Origin of the sequence: Ammoniphilus sp. YIM 78166 (assembly GCF_004522215.1) — a bacterium.
Taxonomy (GTDB): Bacteria; Bacillota; Bacilli; order Aneurinibacillales; family RAOX-1; genus YIM-78166.
This window is the reverse complement of the sequence record NZ_SDLR01000001.1, coordinates 427,287-444,820: the sequence shown is the minus strand read 5'-3', so window position 1 is coordinate 444,820 and position 17,534 is coordinate 427,287. Positions and strand designations below refer to the sequence as shown.

The window sequence follows — 17,534 nt, the reverse complement described above, 5'->3', positions numbered from 1 at the left end:
ACCTACATTATGAAATATTTAAGTTGTAGCCAAAGCAGATGCCAAAATTGACGAACCGCTGGGCTGATGATGCTGGCTGCGATCGCCGGTACAGCTGCTGCTGAGCTCAAAAAGAAGAAATTTTTCCATTTTACTCTTTTCTGGTACAGCATGCTAACGCCTTTTGCATCTATTAGCTTCATCCCCATTTTCATGCGAACTAATACGGTGCTTGCCATCCCTTTTCTTCCTTTTTCCAAAAAGTCGATCATGTTGGAATGAGCTCCGAGGGCTACAATCCAGTCTGCACCTTGTTCATAGGCAAAGAGCATGGCCACATCTTCACTCGTGCCAGATGCAGGTAGTACATGAAAAATCACGCCCAAGCTGTCCAAGCGGGAGCTCGCAGGGGCATGACCATCTGGATAAGCATGCACAATAATTTCAGCACCTGTTCTAAGCGCATGGTCAGATATACTATCCATATCTCCAATAATGATATCCGGTTTCCACCCTTCCTCTAATAAGGCATCGGCCCCTCCATCTACGCCAATCAGTATCGGTCTATAGTCCTCTATGTAAGAGCGGATCGCGCGCAAGTCCTCCCGATAATGCTTACCGCGAACCACGATTAACACATGCCTGGATCTGATTTTTACTTTAAGAGGAAGGTTCGGGAGCGGGGTAGAATAATAATCTTTTTCCTTGTTCGCATAAGAAAGGGTGTTGTCCACAAATTGGTTTAATCTGCTTTGCAAGTTCCTTTCGGCGAGCTTCATCTTGTCCATAATCTCTTCTTCTGTCACAACACGCAGATGTAAGGAAAAAGATCGGCAAATCAGCAGATTTTCACGAATCTCTGCAAGATCCCCATCCTGCAGAGAATCTAATGCTCTTTCACAATCAAATAAAGGAATACCGTGATGCAACAAGATCTTTGCTCCAACACTCATGTAGCTGCCAGACATAGACTGGGCCATGTTCACGACCGCTTTCACTCTCGCAGCCACGAGGTCTCTTGCAGCAATTTCATCAATATCTTCATGATCCAAGATTGCAATCTGGCCGGGCCTAATTCGCTTCAGCAACTGTTTTGTCTTGCGGTCAATGACCACAGTGCCTCGAATTGCTGACTTCGCTTTTTTGGGAAACAAGCGCTCACCCCCTATGATCCCGCTTCCTCCGTCCATTCATAAACAACAAACGCACTGAACATGATGCGCCCCTCCTTCTCCACAACATGAGTCTGAAGAGATACTACATCCAATTCATTGCCTTTGGCATACATATTAATTTGATCTGTTAAAACAAATTCGTTGTCAGCTGTAAAACTTTTCACTGTTCTCATGCCGTCCTCCCAAACAGGACCATATTTTTCATTTTGTACTATTCGTTTCCAGATTATTCAAGAACCTCTGCAGCAATTGAGTGCGACCCATGACCACAAACTTGGGCTCTAATTTTTGCAAGCTAGGTAAGGACCATTGGCCATGGCATAAACAGTACATGGGAATCATGTATGCTTTTTTCCATGCTCGATACAAGCTATTGTCCAGTTCAAATGATTGAAAGCCTAGCCTCTTTATCCCGCGGTTGAGTACGGTGACTCCCAGCACCGCCTTGATTTCATTTGATCTTGGATGTTCGCTTAAGTATCTTGCCAGTCCCGGCAAGGAATGCTCAACAGCTTCATAGACGTAAAGGGCTCGCCGGATATCTGATTCTAGATGGCACATTTGCTTCATAAGCTGATAATTGTACAAGTGAATCTTCAGTAAAAGGTCTCCGGAACGAATCACGTCCCCACTATCTAAAACTAAAGGGGCGCCACGGTAGGTTGATAGCCTCACTCGAAAAACATTTTGGTCCTCTATATCGATTAACTGAAGGCGATTGAACTGGTAATAAATCTGATCTACTAAGCCCCATAGGGGTAAGATCATGGTTTGGAACATGCTTATCACCTCTGCTTAGCAGTTGAGATAGAAATAGATATGAATTATTTTTCCCATGTTAGGGTGGAAAATGCCTGAGGAAAAAGAAAAAGCACCATCCAATGGATGGTACTCTTTCTTTATTTTTGTATGTTAGTAACGCGCGTGAGCGATGATTCCTTCTTCATCATCCAATACGAGTTCCAGAGCTGCTCCGAATGGATCTCGCTGCAGCTGGTGGTGAATCCAAAATCGTATAGCTTCAATCATATTCGCCTCAATCAAGACCTGCTTTCTCGAAAGAGCTTCCACTTCGGCGGAGAAACCATAATCTTCGTCCCACATCAATTCTACTTCCACATCCTGCGGGTTTAGCTGCTTCTTATCAGCAATATATAGGCAAATCGCATTCACTATGTCTTGTTCTGTGAGTTTAATAGTTTGCACTGTTTCTTTCACCCTCCGTTCCATTTCTCTTTATTATAGTATATCACTAGGAATACACGCAAAACGATATCTGTTGGATTTTGTCGGAAGTTTAAATTTTCTAAAAGAAAATGGATAAAACCATTTGATGATATGATTATGTAAACGTTATCATATGGAGGGATTTTTAATGACATTAGAAATGTTAGTCCATGAATTTATCCGAGTCAAACAAGCTCCCCCCTCAAACGCCGATGAACTCTTAGACTTCACCCAGCGATGCTATATCCTTGGCAACCTATCCATCGCCCAATATCAGAACCTATTTCGTGAGCTCAACCTACAAGGGGCAAGCAAGCCTGAATATGCATAAAAGACGAGGGTGCCCCTACGTGGGGACACCCTATCATTACGGTGTGACAAAATTTTGGGTATAATAGTCCCCCTCAACACCTACCCCCAGAGTTTTAAAATCCTTGTGCAAGATATTCTTGCGATGACCTATAGAATTCATCCATCCGTGGTGGACCTCTATGGCATCATGATATCCTGCAGCAATGTTTTCCCCGGCTGTCCTAAACTTTACGCCACCCTGATTTAGCCTATCAAAGGGAGATAGACCCGCTTTTGACACATGATCAAAGTAGTTCTGGGTCAGCATATCCAAACTATGCTTCCTGGCTACGGCTGCGGCATGCTCATTCCAAACGACTATAGGAAGCCCCTCCCTCTGCCTTGATACGTTAACAAGGTCTAGTACCTGCGCTTCGAGTCCTTTCTTCACCCTCTGCTCTTCTTCGAGAGTTATGGGGTTGGCTTTCACGTGGGGTGCCTGACCACTGTAGCTCCACTTTAACGCATAATTCTGGCTTTTCACGAGGTATTCTTTCTCGATCAGGCGGATGGCCGTAACCTTTTCTCCGTCGTGAACATCAAGATAGACAATAATAGGTTCCCCATCTAAAAATACAGGGCGCTCTTTGCTTTGGTTTTCAAGAGAAAAGGTAGCTCCATCGTATTGAAATTGGAGTGTAGGCTGAAAAGTAAACTGACTCAGCAACTGTTGCTTGGTGGAACCCACTTGAATACCTTTAAATCTCCATGATTTAGAAGGTGAATATACATCGACAACCTTTCCTTCTTTTACTCCGATTTGCATATACGATTCTAGATTCTGATTGTACACCCACCACTCGTACCCTAATGAACTAGGCTCCTTTCGGGCTGGGGACCCGTGCATTTCCACCACTTGTTGTGCATGTTGTCCTATATAGACCCCATATATTCCTTGATCAGAGACTGTTTCCTTCTTGGGAAGTGCATGGGAATGAATGATTATGGTGCTGGTAGCCGAATCCCATCCTACAGTAGCCTGGAGGGACTCACTGACGAAACGAACAGGGACATAGGTACGATTATGCTTGATCAGCGGGCTTGTATCTAACCCTATTTTTTTACCGTTAACCATAGCTTCCGTTCGTCCAATGGTCAACTCCATCTTTATACCATCCTTTTGAATCAAGACCTGCTGCTTATCTGCATCCCAACTCACAGTACCTCCTAGATACTCAGCAACAAAACGGATGGGCACCATCGTCCGATTGCTGCGAGTGTCAATATAGGGCGGGGAATCTGCCATGGTAATGGGCAAGCCATTCACTTGAATATGTACGATTACTTCTTCCGACGGATTGGCTTTAATACAAGCTGAAAAAGTAAACAGAATGATAAAGGACATTAGAACGCTTATTGCTCTCAAGACCTTACCTCCCTATCGTTGAAAAAAAAGCCTCCCTATTATCACACAGGGAGGCAAACTCTCAAACCTAAACTATCCGTTATAGTTTAGTTAATATATTAGACGCGCACAAACCTGAAAAAGTTGCTCCTAGGTTGGACTTTTTTTCAACTGCCTGGAGGGGTATAAGCTGGAGGAATCTTGGCCCATCCTCTTTTTCTCATTTTGGTTTTCAGGGTCATGCCAAAAGCCAAAGATTCATTTAGAAATTGAACCCACATCGCCCCCACATCGGTTCTTACTGATTGCGAAGCGCCTGTGGATGCATTCGTAGACATGGCTAGGATTTTAAGTGCCAAGCCGTTCGAGATTTCGTCATCTGTTAGTTTAACCCCTAATGGTATATCCTTTGGGTCCGTAATCGGCTTAGACGCAGAAACAGGCGGTAACGAAATTCCTTCCGCTTTCATAAATTGCTCCAATTGATTGGAATGGCTCTTACAGAGGTCGATTGCATCCTTTAGCATTCCTTTTAATTCATCGTCATCCGTGGTGTTTAACCCCGCCTCTTCGAATGAGATGGCTTCTCTCGCAATTCCGTAATACAACCAGCATGCAGAAGCTTCAAGTACATTTACCGGCGGCATAGATTCGTCATCCGCTATAGTATGAAAGGCATTTTGAATAGTCTGAATGAGGTTTGGCACAACTTGCATCCCCTTAATTTCTTCTTAATATATGTATAAGGTCTCTTTTGAAGGGGTCTTTTATTCAAACAAAACAAAAAGACCAATGAATGAAAAATTCAATGGTCATAAGTCAATTCTCTTACTCCTCTTTCTTTCAGCCCACTCGATTCTCAATCCGCAGCTTATCCGCCACCATCGCGATGAATTCGCTATTCGTAGGCTTCGCCTTCGAATTGCTGACGGTATAGCCAAATAATGTTCCAATAGAATCCATATTGCCTCGAGACCAAGCTACTTCAATAGCATGGCGAATCGCCCGTTCTACTCGGCTCGCTGTTGTGTTAAACTTCTTGGCGATATCAGGATAAAGAACTTTAGTAATAGAACCCAGAAGCTCCACATCGTTATACACCATGGTAATCGCTTCTCGAAGGTACATATAGCCCTTAATGTGGGCTGGAACTCCAATCTCATGAATAATAGAAGTAATGTTCTGATCGAGGGATTTCGTCTTGGTTGCGGCGGTTGGGGTCTTGATAATAGGCTTAAGTGTATAAGAGCTCGTGCTTCCGGCCACTTGACGAATGCGGTTCGCTAATACATCCATATCGAAAGGCTTCAAAATATAATAGGAAGCGCCTAGCTCCACCGCTTTTTTCGTGACTTCTTCCTGTCCAAACGCCGTAAGCATAATCACCTTAGGCTGATGTCCAGTATCTAGGCTACGAATATGCTCAAGTACCGCTAAACCGTCCAAATGAGGCATGATAATATCTAAGATAAGCACGTCTGGAATTCCATCACGTTCAAAGATCTTAAAAACCTCGTTTCCGTTGAAGGCAATTCCGGTTACTTCCATGTCTCCTTGACTGTTAATATACTCCTTAAGCAATTCCGTAAATTCACGATTATCGTCAGCTAATACAACACGAATCGTACTCAAGTCTCCATCTCCCCTTTAATCATAATCAGCATCGGTCTAGTTTCACTGTTTATATTTTTTCGACAAACGCTCAAATATTCCTGCCATTCTAGTGGAAATACAGTAATATTTTTATTACTTTTATTTTTTCGACAAATTTCTTTTACTTTCATCAAATTATTTTTCGCGCATCATCTGTTCCAATTATAATCCAAAAGCATGGTTGTGGCTATCCACTTCTTCCTATCCATCTTATGCATGGAATGGCCCAAAAAAAACTCAAGGCGCAAATTAACCGGCCTTGAGTTTCTTTTGATCATAAATGTCTATCCCCGCATCTTGCAGCATCCATTCGATAAACAGCCCATAACCTGAAGTCGGGTCATTTACAAACACATGGGTGACGGCGCCGACAAGTCGTCCCTTTTGAATAATAGGGCTGCCACTCATCCCTTGTACAATTCCGCCAGTCTTTTCCAATAACCTAGGATCTGTAACTTTAATAATCATCCCTTTCGTGGCTGGAAAGCGTTGCTGAATGACATTCACAATCTCAATATCAAACTTTTCCACCTTCTGTCCATCCACGACAGTTAATATCTGAGCGGGACCCTCTTCCACCTGCTCTGTAAGCGCAATAGGCAGGGGTTCATTTACTAGGTTGTTATCTGGATACTTGTCCATTTTCCCAAATATCCCGAATGGAGTATTTTTGGTGATATTGCCCAACTTTTCTTTTTCATTCTGGAAAATCGCAAATTTTTCTCCTGGAGCCCCATTCATCCCTTTTTCGATTGAGGTGACTCTTGATTGCACCACATGACCATCACCAACGACGATTGGCTTTCCTGTATCAATGTCAGAGATGACATGCCCTAGTGCACCATATCTTTTGCTCTTGGGATCATAGAAGGTCAACGTTCCAACACCTGCTGCACTATCTCGAATATAGAGCCCCATCCTATAGGCCTTTTCCTTCGCATCATGCACGGGCGTCAGCTGAACTTCCAATTTTTCCTCTCCCCGCGCGACCAAGAGGGTCAGAGTTTGGTTTTTCTCTCCCGCTTCCTTAACAAGCTTGCCAACCTCTTCAATGTCATTAATGAACATACCGTTGATCTTCAGGATCATATCTCCTACTCGAATCTTCGCTAGCTCTCCGGGTGAGATCTTTTCAGACCCTGTATCGACCAGATGGTGACCCACCACGAGAACCCCGGCTGTTTGCAGCTGCACTCCAATAGATTGACCTCCAGGATAAACCTTGAACTCATCCAGGACATTTACTTTAACGGTTTTGATCGGAACATTTCCGACTTTGAGCTGAAGCTCTGTTTCTCCGCTTTGCTTGGAGTTGATTGTCACCGGAGAACTAAAGTCGATACTGGCCTCAGTTCCTGAGGTGCCATTTATGTCGACGACATTCGGATTGCTTGCTGCAATGGAGCCAGTAACCGGCATGGAGAGTCTTAACTGTTCAATAGATCCCTGAAACAGGCGAATTTCATCAGGAAGAGAGGCAAAATCCTGAAAAGGTGTGGAAAAAACAGCACAAATGGATAATACTAATAAAAGAAACCCAAGCCATTTTTTCTTAACTTGTTGCGTCAACGGGTATCACACTCCTACTTTCCCCTACCTACACCTCCATCGTGACTGTATCTATAATCTTGCCCTAGGCCACGCCATTTATAACCGAAAATCGCATTCAAATCAAAAGGAATCCCTGGAAAAGCGGGATTCCTTTTGATTTTAATAAGCATATATCTTTTCTTTGCTTTGTTTGGCCAGCTTAAGCATTTCTTTCGCATGGTTTCGCGTGGTGTTAGTCACTTCCACACCACCCAGCAAGCGAGCTAATTCATTGACACGTTCATCTTTATCTAAGTGGTGAACATGTGTCTGTGTTTCCGTTTCAGTGGCATGCTTCGAAATAAAGAAATGGGCATCCGCCATACAGGCCATCTGCGGTAAGTGCGTAATGCAGAGGACTTGTTTGTTTTGAGAAACGGTTACCAGCTTTTCTGCGATAGCTTGAGCGGCGCGGCCGCTGACTCCCGTATCCACCTCATCAAAAATCAAGGTTCCAATCGGCTCCAAATTTGCCAAAATGGCTTTCATTCCGAGCATAATACGGGACAACTCCCCACCAGAGGCAATTTTAGCAACAGGGCGCAATGGCTCCCCTGGATTCGGCGAGATCATAAACTCCACATCGTCAATCCCGCTCTCCCTAGCTTTTACCTTTGTTCCGTTTACCTCTATACCTTGAGCGTCCTCCACTTGGCGGATTTGAATCGAAAATTTAGCTTTTTCCATATGGAGGTCTTTTAATTGTTCTTCAATTTTTTCGCTTAACCGCTCTGCGGTAAGAGTTCGCTGGGAAGTAAGCTCCATGGCCTCGACAGCAAGATCCTGGGACAGTTCTCGAACTCTTTGCTTTAAGCCTTCCATCCGCTGCTCCCGGTTGACGATCGTGTCCAGCTCATCTTCAATGGAGGCGGCATGCTCAAGAATTTCTTCCACGCTTCGCCCGTACTTCCGCTTCAGACGTTGGATTTCGCTCAGACGATCTTCAATCTCCTGTAAGCGGTAAGGATCAAATTCTAACCCCTCACGGTAGGAACGCAGCGATCTAGCCACTTCCTCGAGCTGAAAAAACACACTTTCTAATTGACCTTGCACTTGGCCTAGCTGCTCATCATAGCCGGAGACAGTTTCTAAATGGGATAAAGCCAACCCTACCCAATCTAAAGAAGCTTGTTCGCCCGTAAGAGCCACATAGGCATCATCGACTCCCTTATATAGCTTCTCGCTATTAGCTAAGCGATGTTTTTCCTTTGTCAAATCTTCATCCTCTAGGGGCTGAAGATCGGCTTCTGTTATTTCTTGCAGCTGAAAGGACAGCATATCCTGCCGCTGGGCCATATGCTGCTCGTTTTTCGCGAATTTAATATATTCAGAGCGAGCCGTTTTATAGTCACGGTAAACGGAAGAATATTCGTCCTTGCATTGCTTCAGTTCCTCCCCGGCAAAGGCATCAAGCCAATTCAAGTGGCGATCGCTATCCATTAAAGATTGGTGCTCATGCTGCCCATGAATGTTGACAAGCCATGGACCTACCTCTTTAAGGGTGGCTAAGGTCACCAATTGTCCGTTAATTCTACAGATGCTCTTTCCTTGAGCGGTAATCTCTCGTTTGATAATGAGCATGCCATCCTCAGGGGGATCAATTCCCAATTGGGGCAACAAGCTGATTACAGGGTGTACAGGCTCAATCTCAAACAGAGCTTCAATTTCTGCTTTTTTTTCCCCGTATCGCACGTAATCCGAAGAACCCCTGCCCCCAAGCAAGAAACCAAGGGCATCAATTAAGATGGACTTTCCAGCGCCCGTTTCTCCCGTCAAGATATTCAAGCCCCGTTGAAAAGGGATAGTTACGTGCTTAATAACCGCTAGATTTTTAATCGATAGTTCTACAATCATCTCGTTTGCCTCCAAACTAGAGCATATCTAAAAATCTTTTTGTAGAATCATCGGCTGCTTCTTTATGTCGGCAAATAATAAGGATTGTATCATCTCCACAGATCGTACCCAGTATATCGTGCCAATCTAAGTTGTCAATGAGGGCTCCTATCGCGTGTGCATTGCCTGGCATGGTTTTCATGACCAGAAGATTATCCGCTTGATCAATGCTGACGAAGCTGTCCATGAGCGTCCGTTTCAGCTTTTGCTGCGGGTTAAATCGGTTATCCGCGGGAAGGGAGTACTTATAGCGACCATCATTGGTTGGTACTTTCACTAAGTGAAGCTCTTTAATATCACGGGAAACTGTAGCTTGGGTCACATTGTACCCCATACCGCGCAGGATATCGACTAGGTCGTCCTGGGTCTCGATATCCCGATTAGCAATAATTTCTCTTATTTTGATATGTCTTTGTCCTTTATTCATAATGGATCCCCCATTAACTTTTTTCGTACAACCTCAAAAAAACTGCTTTCGTTCCATTTAATCAAAGAGGTCACGTACGGGGACCTCTTTAGGACAAGTTCATCACCAATGTTGAGCTTGGTCCCAATCTGTCCATCTATCGTTAACCCCATATCTTCGTGGGTAGATCCTAAAACGACTCTTACCTCTTGCTCTACTGACAAGACCATAGGTCGTGCAGAAAGCGAATGAGGGGCTATAGGCGTTAATAAAAGTACATGCATGGAAGGCATGGCAATCGGGCCTCCTGCAGATAAGGAGTAAGCCGTAGACCCCGTTGGGGTGGAAACGATGATTCCATCTCCATTATAGGTGGTCACATACATATCACCTACATAGGTTGCACACTCAATAATGCGGCTAAAGGTACCTTTTGCAATGCATATATCGTTGAGAGCATGATACTCGTTAATTTTCTTTCCATTTCGAATGAGCACGGCATGTATCATCATTCTCTTTTCTAAGTCATACTCTCCGTTTAAAATTCTCTCAATAGCCAAGGGAAGATTGTTTGGCTCTGCTTCAGAAAGAAAACCTAGATTCCCAAGATTAATGCCTAATATAGGGATATCATACCTACAAAGCTCGCGGGCCACTCCGAGCAAGGTTCCGTCTCCTCCAAGGACAAAGACGATGTCCACGTTCTGGGGATAGGCTATTAATGGTATAGCCAGGTCAGGCCGTCCAACATACTCTCCCACGAAGGGCTCCACGAAACATTTGATTCCTCTTTCTTCAACAAGACGGATAAGCTCCTTAGCAAGGTTTAATGCCCCTGGCTTATCCCGATTCACCGCTAAACCGATCGTTTTCACTATGTTTGAAGCCTCCATCCTAAGAGAACTTACTCGCAAGAATGATTACCTTGTTATTATACAACTTTTTATGTCTTTGTGCATAAAAATGCAAAAAAGACAAGCTGTGCTTGTCTTTTAATTAGTACTAGAATGCAGAATGAGCGCTATCCACAACGGAACGGATTTCCTTTGCGTCGATTGCGGGTTGTATATCTAGTTCTTTTCCCTTCCAGCGGAGAAGGAGAAGAAATTCAATATTCCCTTCTCCCCCCGTAATGGGTGAATAATCAATACCCTGCACATAATAGCCCAGACTGGTGGAAAATTCAACCATGGTAGTTAGAACTTGTTCATGGATACTCGGTTCGCGTACGATGCCATTTTTCCCTACCTGTTCTCTCCCCGCCTCAAACTGCGGTTTAACTAAAGCTACCACATGAGCCCCAGGTTCAAGAAACGTAGCCAATACAGGAAGAATAATTTTTAACGAGATAAACGAAACGTCAATCGTAGCGAAATTAGGATGATCACCTTTCAGCTGCTCCGGCTGCAAGTGGCGGAAGTTCGTTCGCTCCATGACGATCACTCGTGAGTCTGAACGCAATTTCCAATCGAGCTGTCCGTATCCCACATCAATGGCATAAACCTGCCTTGCCCCATTTTGCAAGGCACAGTCGGTGAATCCTCCGGTGGACGCACCGATGTCCATCACCACTGCATCTTCTAGGTTTAACTGAAAGGACTTAATCGCCTTCTCCAGCTTGAGTCCGCCACGGCTCACGTACGGGTGGAGTTCTCCTTTAACCCGGATGGTAACCGTCTCCTCCACTTTTGTGCCAGGCTTCTCACATCGTTCTTCTTCAACAAAGACCAATCCAGCCATAATGGCGGCTCTTGCTTTTTCTCTACTGGGAAAATATCCTTTTTCTACAAGGAGAACATCAATTCGTTCTTTTTTGCTCATCTATGCCCTCTGCCTTTTCCTAGGCCAAAGCTTTATGGCTTGTTGTGCAATCCGTTCAGCTGTTAGCCCGATTTCTCTCCGCTGCTCTGAAACGCTGCCATGCTCTACATACAGATCAGGCACCCCAATCATCTCGACTACCGTATCCTGGTAGCCCTCCACAGCGTAGAACTCTAGAATAGCGGAGCCGAAGCCGCCCGCTACTGCCCCTTCTTCTACCGTAATGATCTGATAGCCCTCTTTTGCTAGATGCAGAAGCAGATCACGATCCAACGGCTTCACGAAGCGGGCATCCACAATCATGGGCTGAATTCCATCTTCTTTAAGCAAAACAGCTGCATTTTGCGCTAGCTCAACCATATTTCCAAGTGCCAAGATGGCTACATGTAAGCCTTCCTGCAGGATGACGGATTTACCCATGGGGATCATCTGAAAATCAGTATCCATCGGTACACCCGTTCCATTCCCACGGGGATAGCGGACAGCAACTGGGCCTAGTTCATACTTCATAGCGGTGTATATCATATGCTGGAAATCATTTTCGTCCTTAGGCATCATAATGGTCATATTCGGTTGGCTACGCAAGAAGCCAATATCGTATAAACCATGATGGGTCTCGCCATCTTCTCCAACAAAGCCGGCCCGGTCTATCGCAAAAAACACATTAAGGTTTTGGCGAGCTACATCATGCACAACTTGATCGTATCCCCGCTGCAAGAACGTGGAATAAATAGCACACACCGGTTTGACACCTTGGGTAGCTAGACCTGCAGCCATCGTGACCGCATGCTGTTCAGCAATCCCTACATCAAAGAACCGATCCGGAAAGCGCTGGGCAAATTTGGTTAAGCCGGATCCACCCGGCATCGCAGGTGTGATGGCGACCACCTTCGGATCTTCTTCAGCGATGCGAATCACGGTATCCGCAAAGACAGAAGGGTAGCTAGGGGGACCTGCCTTTTTCATCATTTCTCCGGATTCGATCTTGTAAGGACTCACTCCGTGCCAAGTATGGGAATCGGCTTCTGCTGGCGCATAGCCTTTTCCTTTTTTCGTCACCACGTGCACCAATACAGGCCCTTGAATATGGGCGGCTTGATTCAAGCACTCTAGCAGCTCCGTCAGGTTATGACCGTCAATCGGACCAAGATAAGTAAAGCCTAGTTCTTCAAAGAAAACTCCAGAAACCAGCAAATATTTTAAACTGTCCTTCAAGCGTTCTGCGGTTTTAGCTAATTTGCCGCCTACGGCTGGAATCTTGCGTAGAAGAGATTCTAGCTCTTCTTTGACTTTTTTATAGTTCTGATCCGTTCTTAATTTACCCAGGTGGTTATGCAACGCTCCTACATTGGGAGCGATGGACATCTCATTATCATTCAGGATGGTAATCAGCTTTTTCTTTTCGTGGCCGATATGGTTTAGGGCCTCAAGGGCCATACCTCCTGTTAAGGCGCCATCGCCGATAATCGCTACAACCTGATTTTTTTCCTTCTTGATATCCCGTGCAATCGCCATCCCCATAGCCGCTGAGAGTGAGGTACTGCTGTGCCCTGTCTCCCACACATCATGAACACTTTCGTTGCGTTTAGGAAAGCCGGACAGTCCTTGATATTTACGCAGGGTATCAAAACGATTAATCCGTCCAGTTAATATCTTATGCACGTATGACTGATGTCCAACATCCCAGATCAATTTATCTATCGGACTGTTAAACGTGTAATGAAGAGCTAGGGTTAACTCGACAACTCCAAGATTAGATGCCAAATGTCCGCCCGTCTTCGAAAGCTTCTCAATTAGAAATTGTCGAATTTCTTCCGCGAGCTGCTCCATGTCAGGTATCGATAGTGTTTTTAATTTATCTGGGGAGTTGATTTCTCTTAATAGCAAGGTAACTCCTCACTTTCGTCTCATTTATATCTATGATTGCCAATTTATTCAACTCTAAAAGTGAATCCAAGCACAATATCACTATGTTAACATAAAAACCTATGAATCGACATTTGATTTTTTAATAAAAGAAAAAGGCATAGCCCTTCGTGAGGACAATGCCTTCAGGCTATGTAAGACGGAAGAGTGGTCCCCCTGCAGGTAAACACTGTGGCTTAGGTCCAGTAGGTTTTCCCAAGCGGGAACCAGAACGTTGCCGTTCTGGCGGTTTCCCTTTACACCCGCCTCAACGCTGTCGCCAAACATTGGACTGGATTACCACTTAGTCCACACTTTAATCCCTGCAGGTTTACGCTTCATGCGAACAGTCTAGGAGATTTCCTCGGCAGCCTTGACACTTCCCCTAGCCTCTTTTGCAGTGCAGGTTTCATATGGCACTGGATCCCCGGACCTGGCCATGGGTCACGGCGAACTGAACCCCACACTCCCTCCGGCACCACGCAAGGCAGGCTACGCTGTACATCAGCCGCATGCATATGTAGCTGACATCCAGGTTCATACCCCAAGCCATAGCTGTACGTGCGCTTACGCCATACTACGCACTTGGGCCTCCGCGGAATCAGGGTCAACGCCCACATGCCATTGTGGATCGCCCCAAAACCTTAACCCCCAGCACAAACCCACGACTGGGCGTCGTAAGCCTCCACCAGGGACTTCATCGATGTGCCCTTTAGCGGATTTTTAGCCCCGCCTTCAGAGAAAGCAGACCGACTAGAATACTGCACCACTCTTCAACAACAAGTTATTATATCATACACGACCGATAGACTCAATGTGACGAAATTATTGGTCTCTTTTTATAATGTAATCCGCTAAAGCACCCAATACTTGCGTTTGTACCCCAGCCTCAGCTAAAGCCTCTTTGGCTTCTACAATCAGTCGTTCTAGTTCTATCTGACTTTGTTCCAATCCAATTAAGCTCGGGTAGGTTGATTTCTCGTTGGCCGTGTCGCTGCCGACTGGCTTGCCTAGCTTCTCCTCATCTCCATAGACATCCAAAATATCGTCTTGAATTTGGAAAGCAAGACCAATATTACGGGCAAATCGAGTGAGCTTTTCGAGCTGAGCTTCGTCTGCACCGCCGAGCCTAGCCCCTGTACGGATGCAAAAGACGAGCAAATCTGCTGTTTTATGATGATGGATGTACTGAAGTTCAGATAACTGCAACTGTTTGCCTTCTCCTAATAAATCAGCCATCTGACCCCCAACCATCCCTTGCGGCCCTGCAAACTTCGATAGTTCGCATATAATCGGGAGAACGGTCGCAGCTTCTATGCCTTGATCCTGAAGCGAACAGATGGCGCGAAACGCCTCCGTCAACAGTCCGTCTCCAGCCAGGATGGCTGTAGCTTCCCCAAACTTTTTATGGTTGGTTGGCATTCCGCGACGAAAATCATCATTATCCATGGCAGGCAGATCGTCATGAATCAGGGAGTAGGTATGAATCATCTCTATGGCACAAGCCGCTGGCAATCCTTTTACTGGATCTTGTTCAAATGCTTCAATGGTGGCCAGCAGTAGTATCGGTCGAATTCGCTTGCCGCCGGCAAATAAGGAGTATTCCATCGCCTCCGCCAAAAGAGGCGGCACTCCGCGAGTAGGCAAAAAAGCAGGCAATGCCTGCTCTATGAATGTTTTCTTCTCCGTTAGATAGTTATGTAAATTCAACATCTATTTACGATCCTCCTCAAGCTCCAAAGGCTTGACGACCAAACCCCCGTTTTCCTCCAGCAATGTTTCAATTTTTTGCTCTACCTTCTCTAATTTTTGACTGCAGACTTGAGAAAGTAGCATTCCATCTTGAAAAAGGTCAATCGCTTGTTCAAGCGGCACTTCACCAGCCTCAAGCTTGTCCACGATTGCCTCTAGCTGCTTCAGAGCATCCTCAAAGGTTAGAGATTGCAACTCATTTTTTTCCATCGATTTTCCTCTCTTCAAGTGCCCATACTGAGCAATCTATTGTTCCATCTATTAATTCTACTCTCACCCCGTCACCGGGGTCAAGCTGTTGTATCGACTTGACCAACTGCCCTTCTTTGTAAACCAAAGAATAGCCGCGGCTCATGATTTTAAGTGGACTCAATCCATCAAGGCGAGCCATCGTGAGCAATAGCTGGTTGCGTTTATGCTTTACGACTTGAAGACTTTCTTTATGCAGCTCTTCTTGAAGCCGTGACAGTCTTTCCTTATACTGGCCCAACTGCTTATTAGGATTATAGAATTGGAGTTTTTGTGTTGTAGAGTTGAGCATGACTCGACGGTTCCTAGTAAAGCGATGCATAGACAAGTAGAAGCGATCCATCAAGCGGTCCAGTCTTTGATTGGCGTTCTCTACTTGCTTTTGGGGATGTCTATGATTTAGGGCTTTTTGTGCTCTTTTCCATCGATCAGCCGATCGGTTGAGTCGCGTGAGTAGATTTCCTTGCAGTTTATCCTGTAGCCATTTCAATCGCTGACGCAACTCAAGAATGTGCGGGACGGCTAATTCTGCAGCAGCTGTCGGGGTGGCTGCTCTGATATCCGCAACAAAATCGGCGATCGTAAAATCTGTTTCATGGCCTACAGCAGAAATCACCGGGATAGTTGAGACAGCGATACTCCGAGCAACAAGTTCGGTATTGAAGGCCCATAACTCTTCAATTGAACCTCCACCTCTTCCCACGATCAAAACATCAACTTCACCACTTCGATTTAATAATTGAATAGCCTCACTAATAGACCTTGGGGCATGTTCTCCCTGAACCAAAACAGGAACGAGAAGAACCCTGGCTACAGGGTACCTTCTCCGAATGGTGGTTACTATGTCGCGCACTGCTGCTCCCGTTGGACTTGTTACAACCCCAATGACCTTGGGATAAGCCGGTAAATTCCTTTTGCGGTCGGCATCAAATAGGCCTTCTTCTTGTAGCTTCTGCTTCAGCTGTTCAAAAGCCAAATAAAGACTTCCCATTCCATCCGGCTGCATTTCCCTTGCGATGAATTGGTACTGACCGCCGCTCTCATAAACGGTTACGGCACCGCGCACCAATACCTTCGTCCCGTTCTTCGGTACAAACTTAAGAAACCGATTATTGCCAGCAAACATAACCGCCTTAATCACGGCTTCTTCATCCTTAACCGTAAAATACATATGGCCACGGCTATGGTGGGTGAAATTGGATATCTCTCCACGGATCCAGATATCTTGCAGTTCGAGGTTACCCTCAATCAGTTCTTTCAGATAGCGATTAATTTCCCCAACGGAAAAAACATGTCGACGTTCCAAGCGCTAGGCCTCCTGCTTCTCCTGAATTCTCTTCAGTTTAGCCGCTTCCACCGTATTCTTCAACAACATGGTTATCGTCATCGGCCCCACACCACCTGGAACGGGCGTAATAAAGCTAGCCACTTCCTTCACTTCGTCAAAACAGACGTCCCCTACGAGCTTGTTGCCCTCTACACGATTGACTCCCACATCAATGACGACCGCTCCAGGAGCAACGTGATCAGCCCCTATCATATTGGCCTTGCCAACTGCGACAACAAGAATATCCGCTTGCCTCGTGATAGCGCCGAGGTCCGGTGTACGGGAATGGCAGACAGAAACAGTCGCATTTTCTTGCAACAAGAGCATCGATACCGGTTTACCCACGATGTTGCTGCGGCCTACAACAACAGCGTGCTTTCCTGAAATGGAAGTCCCTGTCCGTTTAATAAGCTCAATGATCCCATGTGGAGTGCAAGGAAGATAGCATGGTGCCCCAATAACCATATTCCCAACATTAATGGGGTGGAACCCATCGACATCCTTTTCAGGATGGATAGCCTGAATAACGGCATCCTCGGAAATATGCTTAGGCAACGGAAGCTGAACTAAAATGCCATGAATAAGCTCGTCCTCGTTCAACTCTTGAATGAGTTTCAGCAGTTCTTGTTCTGTGATCGCTTCTGACTTTCGAATCACACGAGAATAGATCCCAGCTTCTTCACAAGCCTTTGCTTTTGCCTTGACATAGGATTGAGAAGCCGGATCCTCTCCTACCAATACTACGGCCAGTCCTGGCTGTACTCCACTTCGCTTTAATTGTTCCACTTCCAAGCGAATTTCCTCCCGGATATCCTTGGCTACTTGCTTTCCATCAATAATCTTCGCTGACATCTTGAAAAT

18 protein-coding genes are annotated in these 17,534 nt (G+C 45.4%); 1 reads left to right on the top strand and 17 read right to left on the bottom strand.

Annotated elements, in window-relative coordinates; genetic code table 11:
- Positions 1 to 2: 2 nt before the first annotated feature.
- The 4 genes from steA to EIZ58_RS02095 all read right to left on the bottom strand — a co-directional run bounded on the left by steA (position 3) and on the right by EIZ58_RS02095 (position 2,360).
- Positions 3 to 1,133, bottom strand: a complete 1,131-nt coding sequence (steA, locus tag EIZ58_RS02110; RefSeq protein WP_240688918.1) for a putative cytokinetic ring protein SteA — start codon at positions 1,131 to 1,133, stop codon at positions 3 to 5.
- 11 nt (positions 1,134 to 1,144) lie between these two features.
- Complete coding sequence (locus EIZ58_RS02105) at positions 1,145 to 1,327, bottom strand: hypothetical protein (RefSeq protein ID WP_134698862.1); 183 nt, start codon at positions 1,325 to 1,327, stop codon at positions 1,145 to 1,147.
- Positions 1,328 to 1,355: 28 nt separating this feature from the next.
- Complete coding sequence (locus EIZ58_RS02100) at positions 1,356 to 1,934, bottom strand: YkoP family protein (protein WP_134698861.1); 579 nt, start codon at positions 1,932 to 1,934, stop codon at positions 1,356 to 1,358.
- A gap of 132 nt (positions 1,935 to 2,066) precedes the next feature.
- Positions 2,067 to 2,360, bottom strand: coding sequence for a YxcD family protein (locus EIZ58_RS02095; RefSeq protein WP_134698860.1), 294 nt, complete (start codon positions 2,358 to 2,360; stop codon positions 2,067 to 2,069).
- A 169-nt stretch (positions 2,361 to 2,529) separates the two neighbouring features.
- On the opposite strand from EIZ58_RS02095, the gene yppF reads away from it, so the two are divergent.
- Positions 2,530 to 2,712: a YppF family protein gene (gene yppF / locus EIZ58_RS02090; RefSeq protein ID WP_167577442.1), complete on the top strand. Its 183-nt coding sequence runs from the start codon at positions 2,530 to 2,532 to the stop codon at positions 2,710 to 2,712.
- A 36-nt stretch (positions 2,713 to 2,748) separates the two neighbouring features.
- On the opposite strand, the gene EIZ58_RS02085 is transcribed toward yppF, so the two are convergent.
- From EIZ58_RS02085 to folD, 13 genes are all read right to left on the bottom strand, one after another.
- Positions 2,749 to 4,098 carry a stalk domain-containing protein gene (locus EIZ58_RS02085; RefSeq protein WP_134698858.1) on the bottom strand — a complete coding sequence of 450 codons (1,350 nt, stop codon included), beginning with the start codon at positions 4,096 to 4,098 and terminating at the stop codon, positions 2,749 to 2,751.
- 146 nt (positions 4,099 to 4,244) lie between these two features.
- Positions 4,245 to 4,784 (bottom strand): DUF3231 family protein, encoded by a 540-nt coding sequence (locus tag EIZ58_RS02080; RefSeq protein WP_167577441.1) that lies wholly within the window; start codon positions 4,782 to 4,784, stop codon positions 4,245 to 4,247.
- Between the two features lie 136 nt (positions 4,785 to 4,920).
- Positions 4,921 to 5,709, bottom strand: coding sequence for a sporulation transcription factor Spo0A (gene spo0A / locus EIZ58_RS02075; RefSeq protein ID WP_134698856.1), 789 nt, complete (start codon positions 5,707 to 5,709; stop codon positions 4,921 to 4,923).
- 270 nt (positions 5,710 to 5,979) lie between these two features.
- Positions 5,980 to 7,299, bottom strand: a complete 1,320-nt coding sequence (gene spoIVB, locus EIZ58_RS02070; protein WP_134698855.1) for a SpoIVB peptidase — start codon at positions 7,297 to 7,299, stop codon at positions 5,980 to 5,982.
- A gap of 141 nt (positions 7,300 to 7,440) precedes the next feature.
- Complete coding sequence (gene recN / locus EIZ58_RS02065; protein WP_134698854.1) at positions 7,441 to 9,174, bottom strand: DNA repair protein RecN; 1,734 nt, start codon at positions 9,172 to 9,174, stop codon at positions 7,441 to 7,443.
- Positions 9,175 to 9,190: 16 nt separating this feature from the next.
- Positions 9,191 to 9,640, bottom strand: a complete 450-nt coding sequence (gene ahrC, locus EIZ58_RS02060; protein ID WP_134698853.1) for a transcriptional regulator AhrC/ArgR — start codon at positions 9,638 to 9,640, stop codon at positions 9,191 to 9,193.
- Complete coding sequence (locus EIZ58_RS02055; protein ID WP_134698852.1) at positions 9,637 to 10,494, bottom strand: NAD(+)/NADH kinase; 858 nt, start codon at positions 10,492 to 10,494, stop codon at positions 9,637 to 9,639. Before EIZ58_RS02055 ends, ahrC begins: the two co-directional genes overlap by 4 nt.
- Positions 10,495 to 10,621: 127 nt before the next feature.
- On the bottom strand, positions 10,622 to 11,440 hold the full coding sequence (locus tag EIZ58_RS02050; protein ID WP_134698851.1) for a TlyA family RNA methyltransferase: 819 nt from the start codon (positions 11,438 to 11,440) through the stop codon (positions 10,622 to 10,624).
- Positions 11,441 to 13,327, bottom strand: coding sequence for a 1-deoxy-D-xylulose-5-phosphate synthase (gene dxs, locus EIZ58_RS02045; protein WP_134698850.1), 1,887 nt, complete (start codon positions 13,325 to 13,327; stop codon positions 11,441 to 11,443).
- Between the two features lie 843 nt (positions 13,328 to 14,170).
- Positions 14,171 to 15,058: a polyprenyl synthetase family protein gene (locus EIZ58_RS02040; RefSeq protein WP_134698849.1), complete on the bottom strand. Its 888-nt coding sequence runs from the start codon at positions 15,056 to 15,058 to the stop codon at positions 14,171 to 14,173.
- Positions 15,059 to 15,307 (bottom strand): exodeoxyribonuclease VII small subunit, encoded by a 249-nt coding sequence (gene xseB, locus EIZ58_RS02035; protein ID WP_134698848.1) that lies wholly within the window; start codon positions 15,305 to 15,307, stop codon positions 15,059 to 15,061.
- Positions 15,294 to 16,652 (bottom strand): exodeoxyribonuclease VII large subunit, encoded by a 1,359-nt coding sequence (gene xseA, locus EIZ58_RS02030; RefSeq protein WP_134698847.1) that lies wholly within the window; start codon positions 16,650 to 16,652, stop codon positions 15,294 to 15,296. Before xseA ends, xseB begins: the two co-directional genes overlap by 14 nt.
- Before the next feature lie 3 nt (positions 16,653 to 16,655).
- A complete protein-coding gene (gene folD, locus EIZ58_RS02025) occupies positions 16,656 to 17,525 on the bottom strand; it encodes a bifunctional methylenetetrahydrofolate dehydrogenase/methenyltetrahydrofolate cyclohydrolase FolD (RefSeq protein WP_134698846.1) in 870 nt (289 codons plus the stop codon).
- Positions 17,526 to 17,534: the final 9 nt, after the last annotated feature.

What these genes read in the sequence shown, in the direction of transcription:
- xseB (WP_134698848.1), bottom strand. Translation starts at nt 15,307, where the DNA reads ATGGAAAAAAATGAGTTGCAATCTCTAACCTTTGAGGATGCTCTGAAG.
- ahrC (WP_134698853.1), bottom strand. Translation starts at nt 9,640, where the DNA reads ATGAATAAAGGACAAAGACATATCAAAATAAGAGAAATTATTGCTAAT.
- EIZ58_RS02050 (WP_134698851.1), bottom strand. Translation starts at nt 11,440, where the DNA reads ATGAGCAAAAAAGAACGAATTGATGTTCTCCTTGTAGAAAAAGGATAT.
- folD (WP_134698846.1), bottom strand. Translation starts at nt 17,525, where the DNA reads ATGTCAGCGAAGATTATTGATGGAAAGCAAGTAGCCAAGGATATCCGG.
- EIZ58_RS02040 (WP_134698849.1), bottom strand. Translation starts at nt 15,058, where the DNA reads ATGTTGAATTTACATAACTATCTAACGGAGAAGAAAACATTCATAGAG.
- recN (WP_134698854.1), bottom strand. Translation starts at nt 9,174, where the DNA reads ATGATTGTAGAACTATCGATTAAAAATCTAGCGGTTATTAAGCACGTA.
- yppF (WP_167577442.1), top strand. Translation starts at nt 2,530, where the DNA reads ATGACATTAGAAATGTTAGTCCATGAATTTATCCGAGTCAAACAAGCT.
- EIZ58_RS02100 (WP_134698861.1), bottom strand. Translation starts at nt 1,934, where the DNA reads ATGTTCCAAACCATGATCTTACCCCTATGGGGCTTAGTAGATCAGATT.
- EIZ58_RS02105 (WP_134698862.1), bottom strand. Translation starts at nt 1,327, where the DNA reads ATGAGAACAGTGAAAAGTTTTACAGCTGACAACGAATTTGTTTTAACA.